Annotated in this window: 13 protein-coding genes; 9 read left to right on the forward strand and 4 right to left on the reverse strand. The window is 71.9% G+C overall.

From position 1 onward, the window contains the following. Nucleotides 1-2 precede the first annotated feature (2 nt). Nucleotides 3-737, reverse strand: coding sequence for a FadR/GntR family transcriptional regulator (locus tag FPZ41_RS39015; protein ID WP_152868622.1), 735 nt, complete (start codon nucleotides 735-737; stop codon nucleotides 3-5). A 189-nt stretch (nucleotides 738-926) separates the two neighbouring features. Between FPZ41_RS39015 and FPZ41_RS39020 the strand changes: the two genes are divergently transcribed. Genes FPZ41_RS39020 through FPZ41_RS39030 form a run of 3 tightly spaced genes read left to right on the forward strand, consistent with a single transcriptional unit; the run spans nucleotide 927 to nucleotide 4,478 of the window. Beyond that, entirely contained in the window at nucleotides 927-2,297 is a 1,371-nt protein-coding gene (locus FPZ41_RS39020; protein ID WP_322621296.1) for a glutamine synthetase family protein, read from the forward strand. An 11-nt stretch (nucleotides 2,298-2,308) separates the two neighbouring features. Continuing rightward, nucleotides 2,309-3,679: an aldehyde dehydrogenase family protein gene (locus FPZ41_RS39025; RefSeq protein ID WP_152868624.1), complete on the forward strand. Its 1,371-nt coding sequence runs from the start codon at nucleotides 2,309-2,311 to the stop codon at nucleotides 3,677-3,679. A 7-nt stretch (nucleotides 3,680-3,686) separates the two neighbouring features. Next, nucleotides 3,687-4,478 carry a 3-oxoacyl-ACP reductase gene (locus tag FPZ41_RS39030; RefSeq protein ID WP_152868626.1) on the forward strand — a complete coding sequence of 264 codons (792 nt, stop codon included), beginning with the start codon at nucleotides 3,687-3,689 and terminating at the stop codon, nucleotides 4,476-4,478. A gap of 148 nt (nucleotides 4,479-4,626) precedes the next feature. Here FPZ41_RS39030 and FPZ41_RS39035 read toward each other — a convergent pair whose 3' ends face one another. Further along, nucleotides 4,627-5,829: an amino acid deaminase/aldolase gene (locus tag FPZ41_RS39035; RefSeq protein ID WP_152868628.1), complete on the reverse strand. Its 1,203-nt coding sequence runs from the start codon at nucleotides 5,827-5,829 to the stop codon at nucleotides 4,627-4,629. Between the two features lie 578 nt (nucleotides 5,830-6,407). Between FPZ41_RS39035 and FPZ41_RS47545 the strand changes: the two genes are divergently transcribed. Together FPZ41_RS47545 and mycP are read left to right on the forward strand one after the other, a co-directional pair. After that, nucleotides 6,408-7,760 (forward strand): hypothetical protein, encoded by a 1,353-nt coding sequence (locus tag FPZ41_RS47545; RefSeq protein WP_228023274.1) that lies wholly within the window; start codon nucleotides 6,408-6,410, stop codon nucleotides 7,758-7,760. Next, on the forward strand, nucleotides 7,757-8,965 hold the full coding sequence (mycP, locus tag FPZ41_RS39045; protein ID WP_152868630.1) for a type VII secretion-associated serine protease mycosin: 1,209 nt from the start codon (nucleotides 7,757-7,759) through the stop codon (nucleotides 8,963-8,965). The genes FPZ41_RS47545 and mycP overlap by 4 nt, the downstream gene beginning before the upstream one ends. Before the next feature lie 75 nt (nucleotides 8,966-9,040). On the opposite strand, the gene FPZ41_RS39050 is transcribed toward mycP, so the two are convergent. Further along, complete coding sequence (locus FPZ41_RS39050) at nucleotides 9,041-10,051, reverse strand: serine hydrolase (protein WP_152868632.1); 1,011 nt, start codon at nucleotides 10,049-10,051, stop codon at nucleotides 9,041-9,043. A gap of 146 nt (nucleotides 10,052-10,197) precedes the next feature. Here FPZ41_RS39050 and FPZ41_RS39055 point away from each other — a divergent pair, with 146 nt between their 5' ends. After that, nucleotides 10,198-10,929 carry an SseB family protein gene (locus FPZ41_RS39055; protein WP_322621297.1) on the forward strand — a complete coding sequence of 244 codons (732 nt, stop codon included), beginning with the start codon at nucleotides 10,198-10,200 and terminating at the stop codon, nucleotides 10,927-10,929. Between the two features lie 30 nt (nucleotides 10,930-10,959). Here the strand turns inward: FPZ41_RS39055 and FPZ41_RS39060 are convergent, their stop codons facing one another. Continuing rightward, entirely contained in the window at nucleotides 10,960-11,391 is a 432-nt protein-coding gene (locus tag FPZ41_RS39060) for a DUF1844 domain-containing protein (protein WP_407698875.1), read from the reverse strand. A gap of 341 nt (nucleotides 11,392-11,732) precedes the next feature. On the opposite strand from FPZ41_RS39060, the gene infC reads away from it, so the two are divergent. From infC to rplT, 3 genes are all read left to right on the forward strand, one after another. After that, nucleotides 11,733-12,434 (forward strand): translation initiation factor IF-3, encoded by a 702-nt coding sequence (infC, locus tag FPZ41_RS39065; protein ID WP_152868634.1) that lies wholly within the window; start codon nucleotides 11,733-11,735, stop codon nucleotides 12,432-12,434. 132 nt (nucleotides 12,435-12,566) lie between these two features. Beyond that, on the forward strand, nucleotides 12,567-12,761 hold the full coding sequence (gene rpmI, locus FPZ41_RS39070; RefSeq protein WP_003989075.1) for a 50S ribosomal protein L35: 195 nt from the start codon (nucleotides 12,567-12,569) through the stop codon (nucleotides 12,759-12,761). A 114-nt stretch (nucleotides 12,762-12,875) separates the two neighbouring features. Continuing rightward, nucleotides 12,876-13,259 carry a 50S ribosomal protein L20 gene (rplT, locus tag FPZ41_RS39075; protein WP_004002577.1) on the forward strand — a complete coding sequence of 128 codons (384 nt, stop codon included), beginning with the start codon at nucleotides 12,876-12,878 and terminating at the stop codon, nucleotides 13,257-13,259. Nucleotides 13,260-13,456 lie beyond the last annotated feature (197 nt).

Below are 13,456 nucleotides of genomic sequence, written 5' to 3' on the forward strand. Positions count from 1 at the left end.
CCTCAAGCCAGAAACCCCCGCAACAGCGCCCCCGTCCCCGCGCAGTGCTCCCGCATCATCTCCCGCGCCCCGTCCGCGTCGCCCTCCAGCACCGCCTCGACGATCGCGGCGTGCTGCCGCTGGGAGTGCTCCAGGTTCCGGACCAGTAGGGGGATGCAGTCCAGCAGGTCGTTGACCGTCGCGCGGACGGACGCGTACTGGGCCGTGAGGGACGGGGAGCCGCTCAGCTCGGCGAGGGTGAGGTGGAGGAGGGTGTCCAGGCGGCGGTACTCGGTCAGGGGCGCGTCCCGGGTGCGGGCCAGCGCCTCGCGGAGGCGGTCCGCCTGTTCGGCGGTCAGGCCGTGGGACGCGCACAGTCCGGCCGCGCCCACGTCCAGGACCTCGCGGAAACGGAGCACGTCCTCGATGTCGGTCCTCTCGACGCGGCGCCGCAGCTCGTCCTCGCCGCCCGCGTCGTTCCGGGGGAGCACGAACGTGCCGCCGTACCGTCCGCGCCGCGACTCCACCAGCCCCTCGTCCTGGAGCACCTTGAGGACCTCACGGAGGGTGACCCGGCTGATCCCCAGCCGCTCGGCCAGCACCCGCTCCGCGGGCAGCCGCTCGCCGCCGGGCACCAGGCCCAGCCGAACGACCTGCAGGATCTGCTCCAGGGCCTCCTCGAAGCCGTTGCCCGCCCGTACTGGCCGCAGCACCCGGGCCAGTCCGTCGTCCGGGCCGCCGTCAGAATGCGCCGACATCTCGCCGTGCCCCCTTCCCAACCAATGGTTCTCCGCAATACCTTATGGCTCTCGGCCCGGTCGAAGAAGCCGTAAGCAGCCAGCCGTAAGCAGCCGGCCGTAAGAAGCCAGCCGTAAGAAGCCCAAGAAGCACGAAAACCGGCCGAAGGCGCCCGCAGCAACGCGAAGAAGCCCGAAGGAGGCCATCCTGTGGCAGACCGCACACCCCCGCTCGGTGTCGAGGAGCTGCACGCCCTCGTCGCGGGTGGCGAGATCGACACCGTCGTCCTGGCCTTCCCGGACATGCAGGGGCGTCTCCAGGGCAAGCGGTTCGCCGCGCGTTTCTTCCTCGACGAGGTGCTTGAGCACGGCACGGAGGGCTGCAACTACCTGCTCGCCGTCGACACCGAGATGAACACCGTCGACGGATACGAGATGTCCTCCTGGGACCGGGGCTACGGCGACTTCGCCATGCACCCCGACCTGAGCACGCTGCGCCGGGTGCCCTGGAACGAGGGCACGGCGATGCTGATCGCGGACCTCGCCTGGAACGACGGCTCACCGGTCGTGGCCGCTCCCCGGCAGATCCTGCGCCGACAGCTGGACCGCCTCGCCGAGCTCGGCTACACCGCCCAGGTCGGCACCGAGCTCGAGTTCATCGTCTTCAAGGACACCTACGAGCAGGCCTGGGACACGGGCTACCGGGGGCTCACCCCGGTCAACCAGTACAACGTCGACTACTCGGTGCTCGGCACCGGCCGTGTCGAACCCCTGCTGCGGCGGATCAGGAACGAGATGGCCGGGGCCGGCCTGACCGTCGAGTCCGCCAAGGGCGAGTGCAACCCCGGCCAGCACGAGATCGCTTTCAAGTACGACGAGGCCATGGTCACCTGCGACCAGCACGCCGTCTACAAGACCGGCGCCAAGGAGATCGCCGCCCAGGAGGGCGTGTCGCTGACCTTCATGGCCAAGTACAACGAGCGCGAGGGCAACTCCTGCCACATCCATCTGTCGCTGGCGGACGCGCACGGGACGAACGCCATGGCCGGTTCCGCGGCCGACCCCGGCGGCATGTCGCCCGTCATGCGGCACTTCCTCGCCGGACAGCTCGCCGCGCTCCGGGACTTCGCGCTGCTGTACGCGCCCAACATCAACTCGTACAAGCGGTTCCAGCCGGGGTCCTTCGCCCCGACCGCCGTCGCCTGGGGCCACGACAACCGGACGTGCGCGCTCCGGGTCGTCGGGCACGGCCGCTCCCTACGGTTCGAGAACCGGCTCCCGGGCGGCGACGTCAACCCGCACCTGGCCGTCGCGGGCATGGTCGCGGCCGGGCTGTACGGCATCGAACAGGAGCTGGAGCTTCCCGAGGCATGTCCCGGGAACGCCTACGCCGCCGACTACGCGCATGTGCCCACCACCCTGCGCGAGGCAGCCGAACTCTGGGAGAACAGCCCCATCGCCAAGGCCGCCTTCGGCGACGAGGTGGTCGCGCACTACCGCAACATGGCGCGCGTCGAGCTGGCGGCCTTCGACGCCGCGGTGACCGACTGGGAGCTGCGCCGCTCCTTCGAACGCATGTGAGAGGTCCTTCCTTGTCGTACGAGCACGAGCTCCAGGTACTCAACCCGGCCACCGAGGAGGTCGTCGCCACCGTCCCGGCCACCACGGCCGAGGACGTGGACGCGGCCGTGGCGCGGGCGGCGACGGCACAGACCGGGTGGGCCGCCCTCGCACCGGGCGACCGCGCCCGGCTCCTGCGCCGGTTCGCCGCGACCGTGGACGAGCACATCGAGGAACTGGCCCGGCTCGAGGTGCGCGAGGCAGGCCACACCGTCGGCAACGCCCGCTGGGAGGCCGGCAACGTCCGTGACCTGCTGGACTATGCGGCGGGAGGCGTCGAGCGGCTCACCGGACGGCAGATCCCGGTGGCCGGAGGACTCGACGTCACGTTCCACGAACCCCTCGGCGTGGTGGGCGTGATCGCGCCCTGGAACTTCCCGATGCCCATCGCCGCCTGGGGCGCCGCCCCCGCGCTCGCGGCCGGCAACGCGGTGCTCCTCAAGCCCGCCGAGACGACCCCGCTCACCGCCCTCCGCCTCGCCGAACTGGCCCTGGAGGCAGGGCTCCCGGAGGGGTTGTTCCAGGTGCTGCCCGGCCACGGGCCCGTCGCGGGCGACGCGCTCGTCGAACACCCCGGTGTGGCGAAGATCGTGTTCACCGGGTCGACCGCCGTGGGCAAACAGGTGCTGGCGAAGGGCTCGGCCCTGCTCAAGAGGGTCACTCTCGAACTCGGCGGCAAGAGCCCCAACATCGTCTTCGCCGACGCCGACATCGAGGCCGCCGCCGCGGCGACCCCCATGTCGTTCCTCGACAACTCCGGCCAGGACTGCTGTGCCCGCACCCGCGTCCTCGTGCAGCGGTCCGTGTACGACCGGTTCCTCGGCCTCCTCGCGCCCGCCATCGAGTCCGTCCTCGTCGGCGACCCGGCCGACGAGAGCACCCGGATGGGCCCGCTGATCTCCAGGACCCAGCTGGACCGCGTCCGTTCCTACGTCGACCCGAACGCGCCCGGAATCCGCGGCAAGGCCCCCGAAGGCCCCGGCTTCTGGTTCCCGCCCACCGTCCTGACCGGAGTCGAGCCCCACGCGCGCGTGGCCGTCGAGGAGGTCTTCGGCCCGGTGGCCGTGGTGCTGCCCTTCGAGGACGAGGCCGACGCCGTCCGGCTCGCCAACGACACTCCGTACGGCCTCTCCGGCTCCCTCTGGACCCGCGACGTCGGCCGGGCGCTGCGCGTCTCGCGGGCCGTCCGCGCGGGCAACCTGTCCGTCAACTCCCACTCCAGCGTCCGCTACTGGACCCCGTTCGGCGGCTTCAAGCAGTCAGGGATCGGGCGCGAGCTCGGCCCGGACGCCCTCACCGCCTTCACCGAAACCAAGAACGTCTTCATCAGCACGGAGGCCTGAGCCGCTCATGACCGACATCTCCGCAGACACCATCTGCCGCCGCCTCGTCGGCCGCACCGCCGTCATCACCGGTGCCGGCAGCGGCATCGGCCTCGCCACCGCGCGCCGGCTCGCCTCCGAGGGGGCCCACGTGGTCTGCGGCGACGTCGACGAGACACGCGGCAAGGCGGCCGCCGAGGACGTGGGCGGCATCTTCGTGAAGGTCGACGTCACCGACCCCGAGCAGGTCGAGGCCCTGTTCAAGGCCGCGTACGACACGTACGGCAGCGTCGACATCGCCTTCAACAACGCGGGCATCTCACCGCCCGACGACGACTCCATCCTGGAGACCGGCCTGGAGGCGTGGAAGAGGGTCCAGGAGGTCAACCTCACCTCCGTGTACCTGTGCTGCAAGGCAGCCCTCCCCTACATGCGGCGGCAGGGCAAGGGCTCGATCATCAACACGGCGTCGTTCGTGGCCCGCATGGGCGCGGCGACCTCCCAGATCTCGTACACGGCCTCCAAGGGCGGTGTGCTGGCCATGTCCCGCGAACTGGGCGTGCAGTTCGCGCGCGAGGGCATCCGCGTCAACGCCCTGTGCCCGGGGCCGGTCAACACCCCTCTCCTCCAGGAGCTGTTCGCCAAGGACCCGGAGCGGGCCGCGCGCCGCCTGGTGCACATCCCGCTCGGGCGGTTCGCGGAGGCCACGGAGATCGCGGCGGCCGTCGCGTTCCTCGCCAGCGACGACTCGTCCTTCGTGAACGCCACCGACTTCCTGGTGGACGGCGGCATTTCGGGCGCGTACGTCACACCGCTCTAGGGGGCTCTAGGGGGCTTGTGATGGATCTCCGTGGAAGAAGGCGCGGCGTTCGGTGCGTGCTCTCGGCGTGCGGCGTGGAGGGTCATGTGGCGGAGCCACCTGTCCCTTCACAAGCCCCCTAGCCACCCGGCAGGCTCCGGCCGACCGGCTACAGGAAGGTGCGGCCCTCCCCGCGATACGTCGGCACGGTCGCCGTCACCTCGTCGCCCGCCACGAGGTGCAGCACGTCGAACCGCTCGCAGAGCTCGCCCGCCTTGGCGTGCCGGAACCACACCTTGTCACCGATGAGGAGATCGTCGGCGGGCGCGCCCAGCAGCGGCGTCTGCACCTCGCCCGGACCTTCCTGAGGGTCGTACCTCAGCCCCTGAGGCAGGTACGGGACGGGCAACCGGTCGCGGCCCGCGGCGCCCGAGGCCGGATAGCCGCCGCCCAGCACGGTGACGATGCCGACGCCCGGCCGACGGACGACAGGCTGCGCGAAAAGCGCGGCCGGACGCCCGCTGAACGAGGTGTAGTTGTCGAAGAGGCGTGGCACGTACAGACCGGACCCGGCCCCGATCTCGGTGACCGCGTCCTCGGCGGCGGTGTGCTGGACACTGCCCGTGCCGCCGCCGTTGACGAACTCCAGGCCGGGCTCCACGGCCCGAACCGCGCGCACGACCTCGGCCCGCCGCTCGGCGAGCTCCTTCCGCGCGGCGGCCTGCATCAGCCGGACGGCCCGCGAGCGGAACGGGCGCCCCGCGAGCGAGTCCCCGACACCGGCGATGTGCCCCTCGTACGCCATGATCCCGACCAGCCTGAACCCGGGCCGCCGGGCGACCGTACGCGCCATCTCGGCGACCTGGGCGGGGGAGTGGAGCGGGGAGCGCCGGGCGCCGACGCGCACACGCCCGCCGAGCAGCTTCAGGGACGTGTCCAACTCCAGGCAGACCCGCACGACTTCGGAACCGCCCGCGCGTGCGTCGTCGATGAGCTGGAGCTGGGCCGGGTCGTCCACCATGACGGTGACGGCGGCCGCGAGCTTGGGATCACCGGTCAGCTCGGCATAGCCCGAGCGGTCGGTCGACGGGTACGCGAGCAGGACGTCGTCGAAGCCGGACCGCGCGAGCCACAGGGACTCGGCGAGAGTGAAGGACATGATGCCCGCGAAACCCTCGCGCCCCAGGACGCGCTCCAGGAGTGCCCGGCAGCGAACGGACTTGCTGGCCACACGGATCGGCTTGCCGCCCGCCCTGCGGATCATGTCGTCGGCGTTCGCGTCGAAGGCGTCCAGATCGACGATCGCGACAGGGGCGTCGAGATGAGCGGTGGCCCGGTCGTAGCGGGCGCGGTCAGCGGCACGGGCAGTCATGAACGCAGCCTGCCAGACTCGATTACCGCAGGGTAGGGGGACGTTCCGGGCAGAACCCCCCGGGCCTGCGGACTGGTTCCCTCTTCACGCGCGGCAACCCGTAGAGTGACGCGGAAGCAGGGGGACGACCTCGGCCGGGGATGGTCACGCGTCGGGACGGGTACGGATGCTCGTGGCGGACACCCGGGCAGGCGACTCCAGAACGACGATCGCTCCCATGGGGCGGTCGTACGCCCGGACGGTATTCGAGGCGGCCTGAGACACGAGGAAACGGGGGGTGCATGAGCACGGAAGCGCGTCGTGCCTCCATCCCCCCACGTCCCACGACTCCACCCCGTCCACCGATGCCTCCATCGACGCCTCCGCGGACGCCGGGTGTGCACGGTTCCGACGCACCCGCGGATGCCGCGACGGGGCCCGTACCGCCCCAGGAGCAGCAGCCGGGCCCCGCCGCGAGGAGCGGTGCGGCAGTGGGCTCCACCTCCACGAGCGCCCCTTTGCCACCTCAGCGACCCGCATCCCCGCCCGCCGCGGCCCCGCAGCGCCCTCAGCGTCCACCGACGGCCGGAGCAGCCCCCATGCCGCCGTCCGCCCCACCGCTCACACCGTCGGGTGTGCCCGGTCCGGTGCCGTCACCACAGGGAACCCGCACTCCCGGACGGGCCACCGGAGCGGGGACCCCGCGAGGCGCGGCCCCGGAGGCGCCGCGTGCCTCCCGCGACACGGGTTCCCCGGAACCGGACGGAGCCGGGCAGCGCCCGCGGTTGCACGACTTCCGCCGCGCCGCCGCACCGAGCACCGCCCCGGCCGCCCCGCCCCCGCCCGCGGCCTCGTCGCGGTTCCCCGACGCACCGCCTGCGGGCTCCGCGGGGCCCGCGGACGCACCACACCGGCCGGGCGGCGAGCCGTCCGGCGCCGCCGCCGGCAGTGCTCCGCCCCGGCCCGCTGAGCCGCCGCGTCGTACCGCCCTGCCCGAGGAGACCCTCACCGAGTCGACCACCCGGCTGCGGCCCGTCCGCGACGGGCAGCCGACCGGCTGGACGCCCGCGTCGAGCTCCTCGCGGCGCTCCGTCGAGGCACTGGACCAGGCACTCGGCGGACGCCCGCGACGCCCGTACATCACCTTCGCGCGGCCCGAGACGTACCACCCCGAGACGCACGACGGCACCCGGTCGCGGCCCAGCCGCCCCCGCAGGCTGACGGCCGCCACCTGCGTCGTCCTCGGCCTCGGGCTCATAGGCGGGGCAGTGACCGGGAGCTGGCTGACCGGAGACGCGGACGCGGACGGCGACCGCGGCAACTTCGCCGCCGCCGAACAGCTGTGGCACAGCGTGCCCGTCGACCAGCTGTTCCCGCGCACCCTCGACGGCGAGGGCGCCGGACCCGGCGGCGCCGACCGGACCTGGACGCGGATCGCCGTGGCACCCGACACCGGCTGCGAGGATGCCTTCGACCCGCTGCTCCGCAAGGCCCTCGCCCCGGTCGGCTGCCTGCGGCTGCTCCGCGCCACCTACACCGACGCGACCCGCAGTCATGTCACCACCGTGGGCCTGCTGTTCACCACGGGCGACTTCGCCGCCATGGCCTCCCTGAAGTCCCGCTTCGAGAGGGAGGGCCTGGACAGACGCACCGACCTGATGCCCCTCCCGTACGCGGCGCAGGGCACCCTCGCGGACCGGTTCGGCGCCGGCCAGCGTGCCTCCTGGACCCTCTCCGTCCTCACCGACGCGCCGGTCGTCGTCTACGCCGTCTCCGGCTTCACCGACGGCCGCACCATCACCGAGCCGGAGCCCGCCGAGGAAGCCATGAAGTCCGGCGCCACCACCGCTCCCGCCCAGTCCGGCCTCGGCCACGAGGCTCAGGGCCTCGCCGACCGCGTCGAACGCGGCTTCCGCAAGACGGTCGCCTCGGCCGTGGACAAGGCCTCATGACCCGTATGACCCTCGTGAAGGCACGCATGAACCGCGGGACCGGCGCGCTCAGCGTCCTCCTCGCCGCCTCCCTCGCCCTCGTCCCGTCGACCACGGCCCGCGCGGACGAGATCCGCTCCCAGCAGTGGGCACTGGACGCCATGCACGCACGGGAGGCCTGGCGGACCACGAAGGGCGCGGGCGTCACCGTGGCCGTCCTCGACACCGGCGTCGACGACGAGCACCCCGACCTGGCGGGCAACGTCCTGCCCACCAAGGACATGGTCGGTTTCGGGGCGAGCCGCGGCGACGAGACCTGGGCCGTGCACGGCACCTCCATGGCCGGGATCATCGCCGGCCACGGACACGGTCCGGGGCGCGCCGACGGCGTGCTGGGCATCGCCCCCGAGGCCAGGATCCTCCCCGTCCGCGTCATCCTCGAGGAAAAGGACCCCGCCCGCTCCAAGGCCCGCAACACCCGCGGCAACGCCCTCGCCGAGGGCATCCGCTGGGCCGCCGACCAGGGCGCCGACGTCATCAACCTCTCCCTCGGCGACGACTCCAAGTCCGCCCACCCCGAACCCGCCGAGGACGCCGCCGTCGAGTACGCCCTCAAGAAGGGTTCCGTCGTCGTCGCCTCCGCGGGCAACGGCGGCGAGAAGGGCGACCGCATCTCGTACCCGGCCGCCTACCCGGGCGTGATCGCCGCCACCGCCGTCGACAAGTACGGCACCCGCGCCTCCTTCTCCACCCGCCGCTGGTACGCCACGGTCAGCGCCCCGGGCGACGACGTCGTCATCGCCTCCCCGGACCGCAGGTACTACGAGGGCTGGGGCACGAGCGCCGCGGCCGCGTTCGTCTCCGGCGCGGTCGCCCTCGTCCGGGCGGCCCACCCCGGTCTGACGCCGGCACAGATCAAGCAGCTCCTGGAGGACACGGCCCGCGACGCCCCGGCGGGCGGCCGGAGCGACTCCTACGGCTTCGGTTTCGTCGACCCGGAGGCCGCGATCAAGGCGGGCGGCAAGCTCGAACCGGAAGGGCTCCACCCGGCGGGTTACGGCCAGAAGTACTTCGGCTCCGGCCCGGATCCGGACCAGGACGGCGGCAGCGCCTTCAGCTGGGCGGCCCCGGTCGCGGGCGGCCTGGGCATCCTGCTGCTGGGCGGGGCGGTAGTGCTGTGGCGGGGCCGGATACGACGGGACCACACGGACCACTACGGCGTCTGAGCCTGGGAGAGACCGCTACCACGGCTTCCGGGGCAGGGAAGCCGCTACCACGGCTTCCGAGGCAGGGAAGGGCCGCTACCGCGGCTGCCAGACCGGCGCCGCCACGGTCTCGACGCTTCCGGCCTCCTTCTCCGCGAACACCGACACCGCGGCTTTCGCGGCCGCCTCCACCAGCGCAACACCCTTCGCCTTCGTGGTGTTGCCGTTCGACAGCACCGCCACGAGGTGGTCGTGCCCGTCCACGGTGACGCGCCCGATGCTGTTGATGACCCACAGCCCCGTCGCAGTGCGCGGCAACCACCCGTTCTTCAGGGCGAAGCCGGAACCGGCGGCCGACACGCCCCAGTCCTGGCCCACGGCTATCCGCCCCATCAGCTCCCGCAGATACGCCCGCGAGGCGTCGCTCAGCTCCGACGCGTCCCCGAACACCTGCTGAAGCAGGACGAGTTGATCGGCGGCCGTGGTCCGGGTCAGCCCCCACAGCAGCCCGTCGCCGCCCTCGGTACCGGTCAGCCCGAAGCGGTCGTTCGCGGCGTCGAGGCCCGCCGCGGAACCGATCGTCTTCCACAGCGCGCTCGCGGAAGCGTTGTCGCTGTTCTCGATCATCGCGGCCGCGTACGCCTCCTCCTGCGCGGTGAGCCGCCGGTCCGCGTCCTGCGCCTGGAGGAGCAGCGCCGCCAGGATGTCGACCTTCACGATGCTCGCGGTCTCGAACAGCGCCTTCCCGTACGCCGCGCTCTCCCCGGACTCCATGTCCCGCACGGCCACGGCCAGGGCGGCGCCGTCCTCGACCTCCACACCCTCCAACGCGGCCGTGAGCAGCGCGTCGTGGTCCACCGCGGGCGCCGCCACCGGTCGCAACGAAGCCTCCTGAGTAGCTTGCCGGGAACTCGCCGGGGCGGGCGCCGAGGGCGAGGACGATGACACCGACGACGATACGGCGCCCTCCGTGCCGTGCGCCCGCCCCTTCACATGGACCGTCCCGCCGGCCGTGCTGCTCACGATGACGGCGGCAGCCAGCACGCAGCCCAGGACGGGACGGCGCCGAGCCGACTGAGCGAGGAGGCGGACTGTGCGAGGTGGCATGCCCGCGATGCTGCAGGCCCGCCCTGTGTGCCGGGTTAGCCGGTCGTTAGATGCGTGTGAATGCTGAGAAACCCGTGAGCCCTGTGAGTGCCGTGCTTCCGGCCCCGGACTTGGTCAGGAGGCTTCCCCCGATAGGGTCGGTGACCGTGGCGAACAAGAACATTCCCGACCCCGGTTTCTCCGACGACGACGGCTCCGCCGACCTCCGGCTGAGCGCGGCGCTCGCGGCCTGGGCCGAGGACCGTACGGCCGTGGGGCCCGTCCTGGAGGCCCTTGAGGGCGCTCGGCTGCTGGTGCCCGTCGTGGCCGTCCTGGGCGAGGTCGAGGAGGACGAGAACGGGCTGCGCCGCGAGAAGACCAGTGACATGGCCGTACCGACCCTGAAGGCCGGAAACCGCACCGCCCTGCCGGCCTTCACCTCCACCGACGCCCTGGCCCGCTGGGACCCCGCCGCCCGCCCCGTCGCCGTACCCCTGCACCAGGCCCTCCAGGCCGCCGCCCACGAGAAGGCCGACACGATCGTGCTGGACCTGGCCGGGCCGGTGCCGTACGAGCTGACCGGACCCGCGCTGCTCGCGCTCGCCGAGGGCCGGACCACGACGGACCCGCTCGCCGACCCGGCCGTCGTCACGGCCGTGCGCGAAGCCGTGGCCGCCGAGCCCGCCGTACTGCGTGCCCACCTCGGGCCGGGGCCGGCCGACGGTTCCCTGGCCCTCGTCCTGGACCCGTCCGCGCCCCCGGCCGAGGCCGCGCGGGCCGTCGCGCAGCGCCTCGCCGCCGACGAGACACTGAGGGCCCGCCTGGTGCGCGGCCTCGACCTGGCACTGCTGCCGGCCGGGACCACACCACCGGGCGAGCCCCTGTACGTTCGTCCGTGAATCAGCCGCGGATCCCGCAGGGCCGGTGCGTCAGCCGTAGACCGGGCCCGTGTACTTCTCTCCCGGGCCCTGCCCCGGCTCGTCCGGGACCAGCGACGCCTCGCGGAACGCCAGCTGGAGCGACTTCAGGCCGTCGCGCAGCGGAGCCGCGTGGAAGGAGCTGATCTCGGTCGCGGACGCGTCGAGGAGACCGGCGAGGGCGTGCACCAGCTTGCGGGCCTCGTCCAGGTCCTTGTACTTGTCGCCCTCCTCGGTGAGACCGAGCTTCACGGCGGCGGCGCTCATCAGGTTCACCGCGACCGTCACGATCACCTCGACCGCCGGGACCTCCGCGATGTCGCGGGTCATGCTGTCGAAGTCGGGGCCCGAGGCGAAGCCGGGAGAGTCTGCGGAGCCGGTCGGGTCTGCGGAGCCGGAGGTGTCGGCCGAGCCCGAGGGGCCCGAGGGGGAGGTGTCACTCATGTCCCACACGATAGGCCCGGCCACCGCGGCGGCCGTGCGCGGGAGGCGCCCGCACGCCGGTTCGCAACGGCCTCCGGTAGCTGCTAGCCTTGGGTGACGACCGGTCGGACGCGCCAAGACGAAGTCAGCGTGCCCGGCCCGCAAGTGGAGGCTCCGAACTCCCACCTGACCCTCCTCCGGGACGGCAGGTCACCGGTCAGGCGGCCACCACCGTTCCGTACGGACGGTGGAGTCGCCCGAAGCGCGCCCCGCGGTTCACTGCGGCGGTGCTCCCCGGCAGTCTGGAGCCCCGCCTGTGTCCCGTCCGGGGCATTTTTCATGCGCCGCGATGGTTGGTCCCTATGTCAATCCAGACATACACGGCGGTCCGCCAGACCGTCGTGGGGTGCTACCGAGGAGGATCCATCAGCGCCGAGCCCCGCATCAACGACCGGATTCGCGTTCCCGAGGTGCGACTTGTCGGTCCCAGTGGCGAGCAGGTCGGCATCGTGCCGCTCGCGAAGGCACTGGAGCTTGCGCAAGAGTACGACCTGGACCTGGTCGAGGTCGCGGCGAACGCCCGTCCGCCCGTGTGCAAGCTCATGGACTACGGGAAGTTCAAGTACGAGTCGGCCATGAAGGCCCGTGAGGCGCGCAAGAACCAGGCGCACACGGTCATCAAGGAGATGAAGCTCCGGCCGAAGATCGACCCGCACGACTACGACACCAAGAAGGGTCACGTCGTCCGGTTCCTCAAGCAGGGCGACAAGGTCAAGATCACGATCATGTTCCGTGGTCGCGAGCAGTCCCGGCCCGAGCTGGGCTACCGACTGCTGCAGCGGCTCGCGGAGGACGTCCAGGACCTCGGTTTCGTCGAGTCGAACCCGAAGCAGGACGGCCGGAACATGATCATGGTTCTCGGTCCGCACAAGAAGAAGACCGAGGCGATGGCCGAGGCCCGTGAGGCGCAGGCGGCCCGCAAGGCGGAAGCGAAGGCCAATCCAGGCCGCTCGCAGAACGCCTCCGATGCCGAGGTACCTGCCGAGGAGCCTGCAGAGGCGTGATTCCCCGGGATGTGAGTCCCAGGGAATCCCTGGGCCGACAGTCCAGGGATGTCAACCGATAGACAGGACGTTCCACCGTGCCCGGTTTCACGACCGGGCACCGGAGCGCCATGACGAGGAGAGAACGGCGCTATGCCGAAGAACAAGTCGCACAGCGGTTCCAGCAAGCGCTTCAAGGTCACCGGCTCGGGCAAGGTGCTCCGTGAGCGCGCCGGCAAGCGCCACCTGCTCGAGCACAAGTCGTCCCGCGTGACGCGTCGCCTCACCGGCAACGCCGAGATGGCCCCGGGCGACGCCAAGAAGATCAAGAAGCTTCTCGGCAAGTGAGGCGGGTGCGCCTGACGCCTGACGGCGTCCAGCGCCCGCCACCGAGAGACCGGGACCCATTCGTTTCCGGGCCGCGTGAGGACCACCGCGGCCCCGCTACAAGGAGTTAGAGAAGTGGCACGCGTCAAGCGGGCAGTCAACGCCCACAAGAAGCGCCGGGCGATCCTGGAGCAGGCCTCCGGCTACCGCGGTCAGCGTTCGCGCCTGTACCGCAAGGCCAAGGAGCAGGTCACCCACTCGCTGGTCTACAACTACAACGACCGCAAGAAGCGCAAGGGCGACTTCCGTCAGCTCTGGATCCAGCGCATCAACGCTGCTGCCCGCGCCAACGGCATCACGTACAACCGCTTCATCCAGGGTCTGAAGGCCGCGAACGTCGAGGTCGACCGCAAGATCCTGGCCGAGCTGGCCGTCAACGACGCGGGCGCGTTTGCCGCGCTCGTCGAGGTCGCGCAGAAGGCGCTGCCGAGCGACGTCAACGCGCCGAAGGCTGCGTGACGCTGCGTAACGCTGCGTCGGCTTCGGCCGTGCACGTGACGTGACCCGGACCCGCAGGCCACCTACCGCCTGCGGGTCCGAGTGCGTCCGGGCACGCTTTCCTCCGGGGGCGAAAGAGTTCGCGTACCGGACCGGGACCGTCGACGTCATCCGCACCGCGCCCCCTGCAACTCCCACCCGTACGGACTCCCAAAGGT

This window comes from Streptomyces acidicola, from assembly GCF_009377235.1.
Classification (GTDB): domain Bacteria; phylum Actinomycetota; class Actinomycetes; order Streptomycetales; family Streptomycetaceae; genus Streptomyces; species Streptomyces acidicola.

Excerpts from the sequence above, each read along its gene's own strand:
- FPZ41_RS39015 (WP_152868622.1), bottom strand. The coding sequence starts at position 737 with ATGTCGGCGCATTCTGACGGCGGCCCGGACGACGGACTGGCCCGGGTG.
- FPZ41_RS39030 (WP_152868626.1), top strand. The coding sequence starts at position 3,687 with ATGACCGACATCTCCGCAGACACCATCTGCCGCCGCCTCGTCGGCCGC.
- FPZ41_RS39035 (WP_152868628.1), bottom strand. The coding sequence starts at position 5,829 with ATGACTGCCCGTGCCGCTGACCGCGCCCGCTACGACCGGGCCACCGCT.
- FPZ41_RS47545 (WP_228023274.1), top strand. The coding sequence starts at position 6,408 with ATGCCGCCGTCCGCCCCACCGCTCACACCGTCGGGTGTGCCCGGTCCG.
- mycP (WP_152868630.1), top strand. The coding sequence starts at position 7,757 with ATGACCCGTATGACCCTCGTGAAGGCACGCATGAACCGCGGGACCGGC.
- FPZ41_RS39050 (WP_152868632.1), bottom strand. The coding sequence starts at position 10,051 with ATGCCACCTCGCACAGTCCGCCTCCTCGCTCAGTCGGCTCGGCGCCGT.
- FPZ41_RS39060 (WP_407698875.1), bottom strand. The coding sequence starts at position 11,391 with ATGAGTGACACCTCCCCCTCGGGCCCCTCGGGCTCGGCCGACACCTCC.
- infC (WP_152868634.1), top strand. The coding sequence starts at position 11,733 with ATGTCAATCCAGACATACACGGCGGTCCGCCAGACCGTCGTGGGGTGC.
- rpmI (WP_003989075.1), top strand. The coding sequence starts at position 12,567 with ATGCCGAAGAACAAGTCGCACAGCGGTTCCAGCAAGCGCTTCAAGGTC.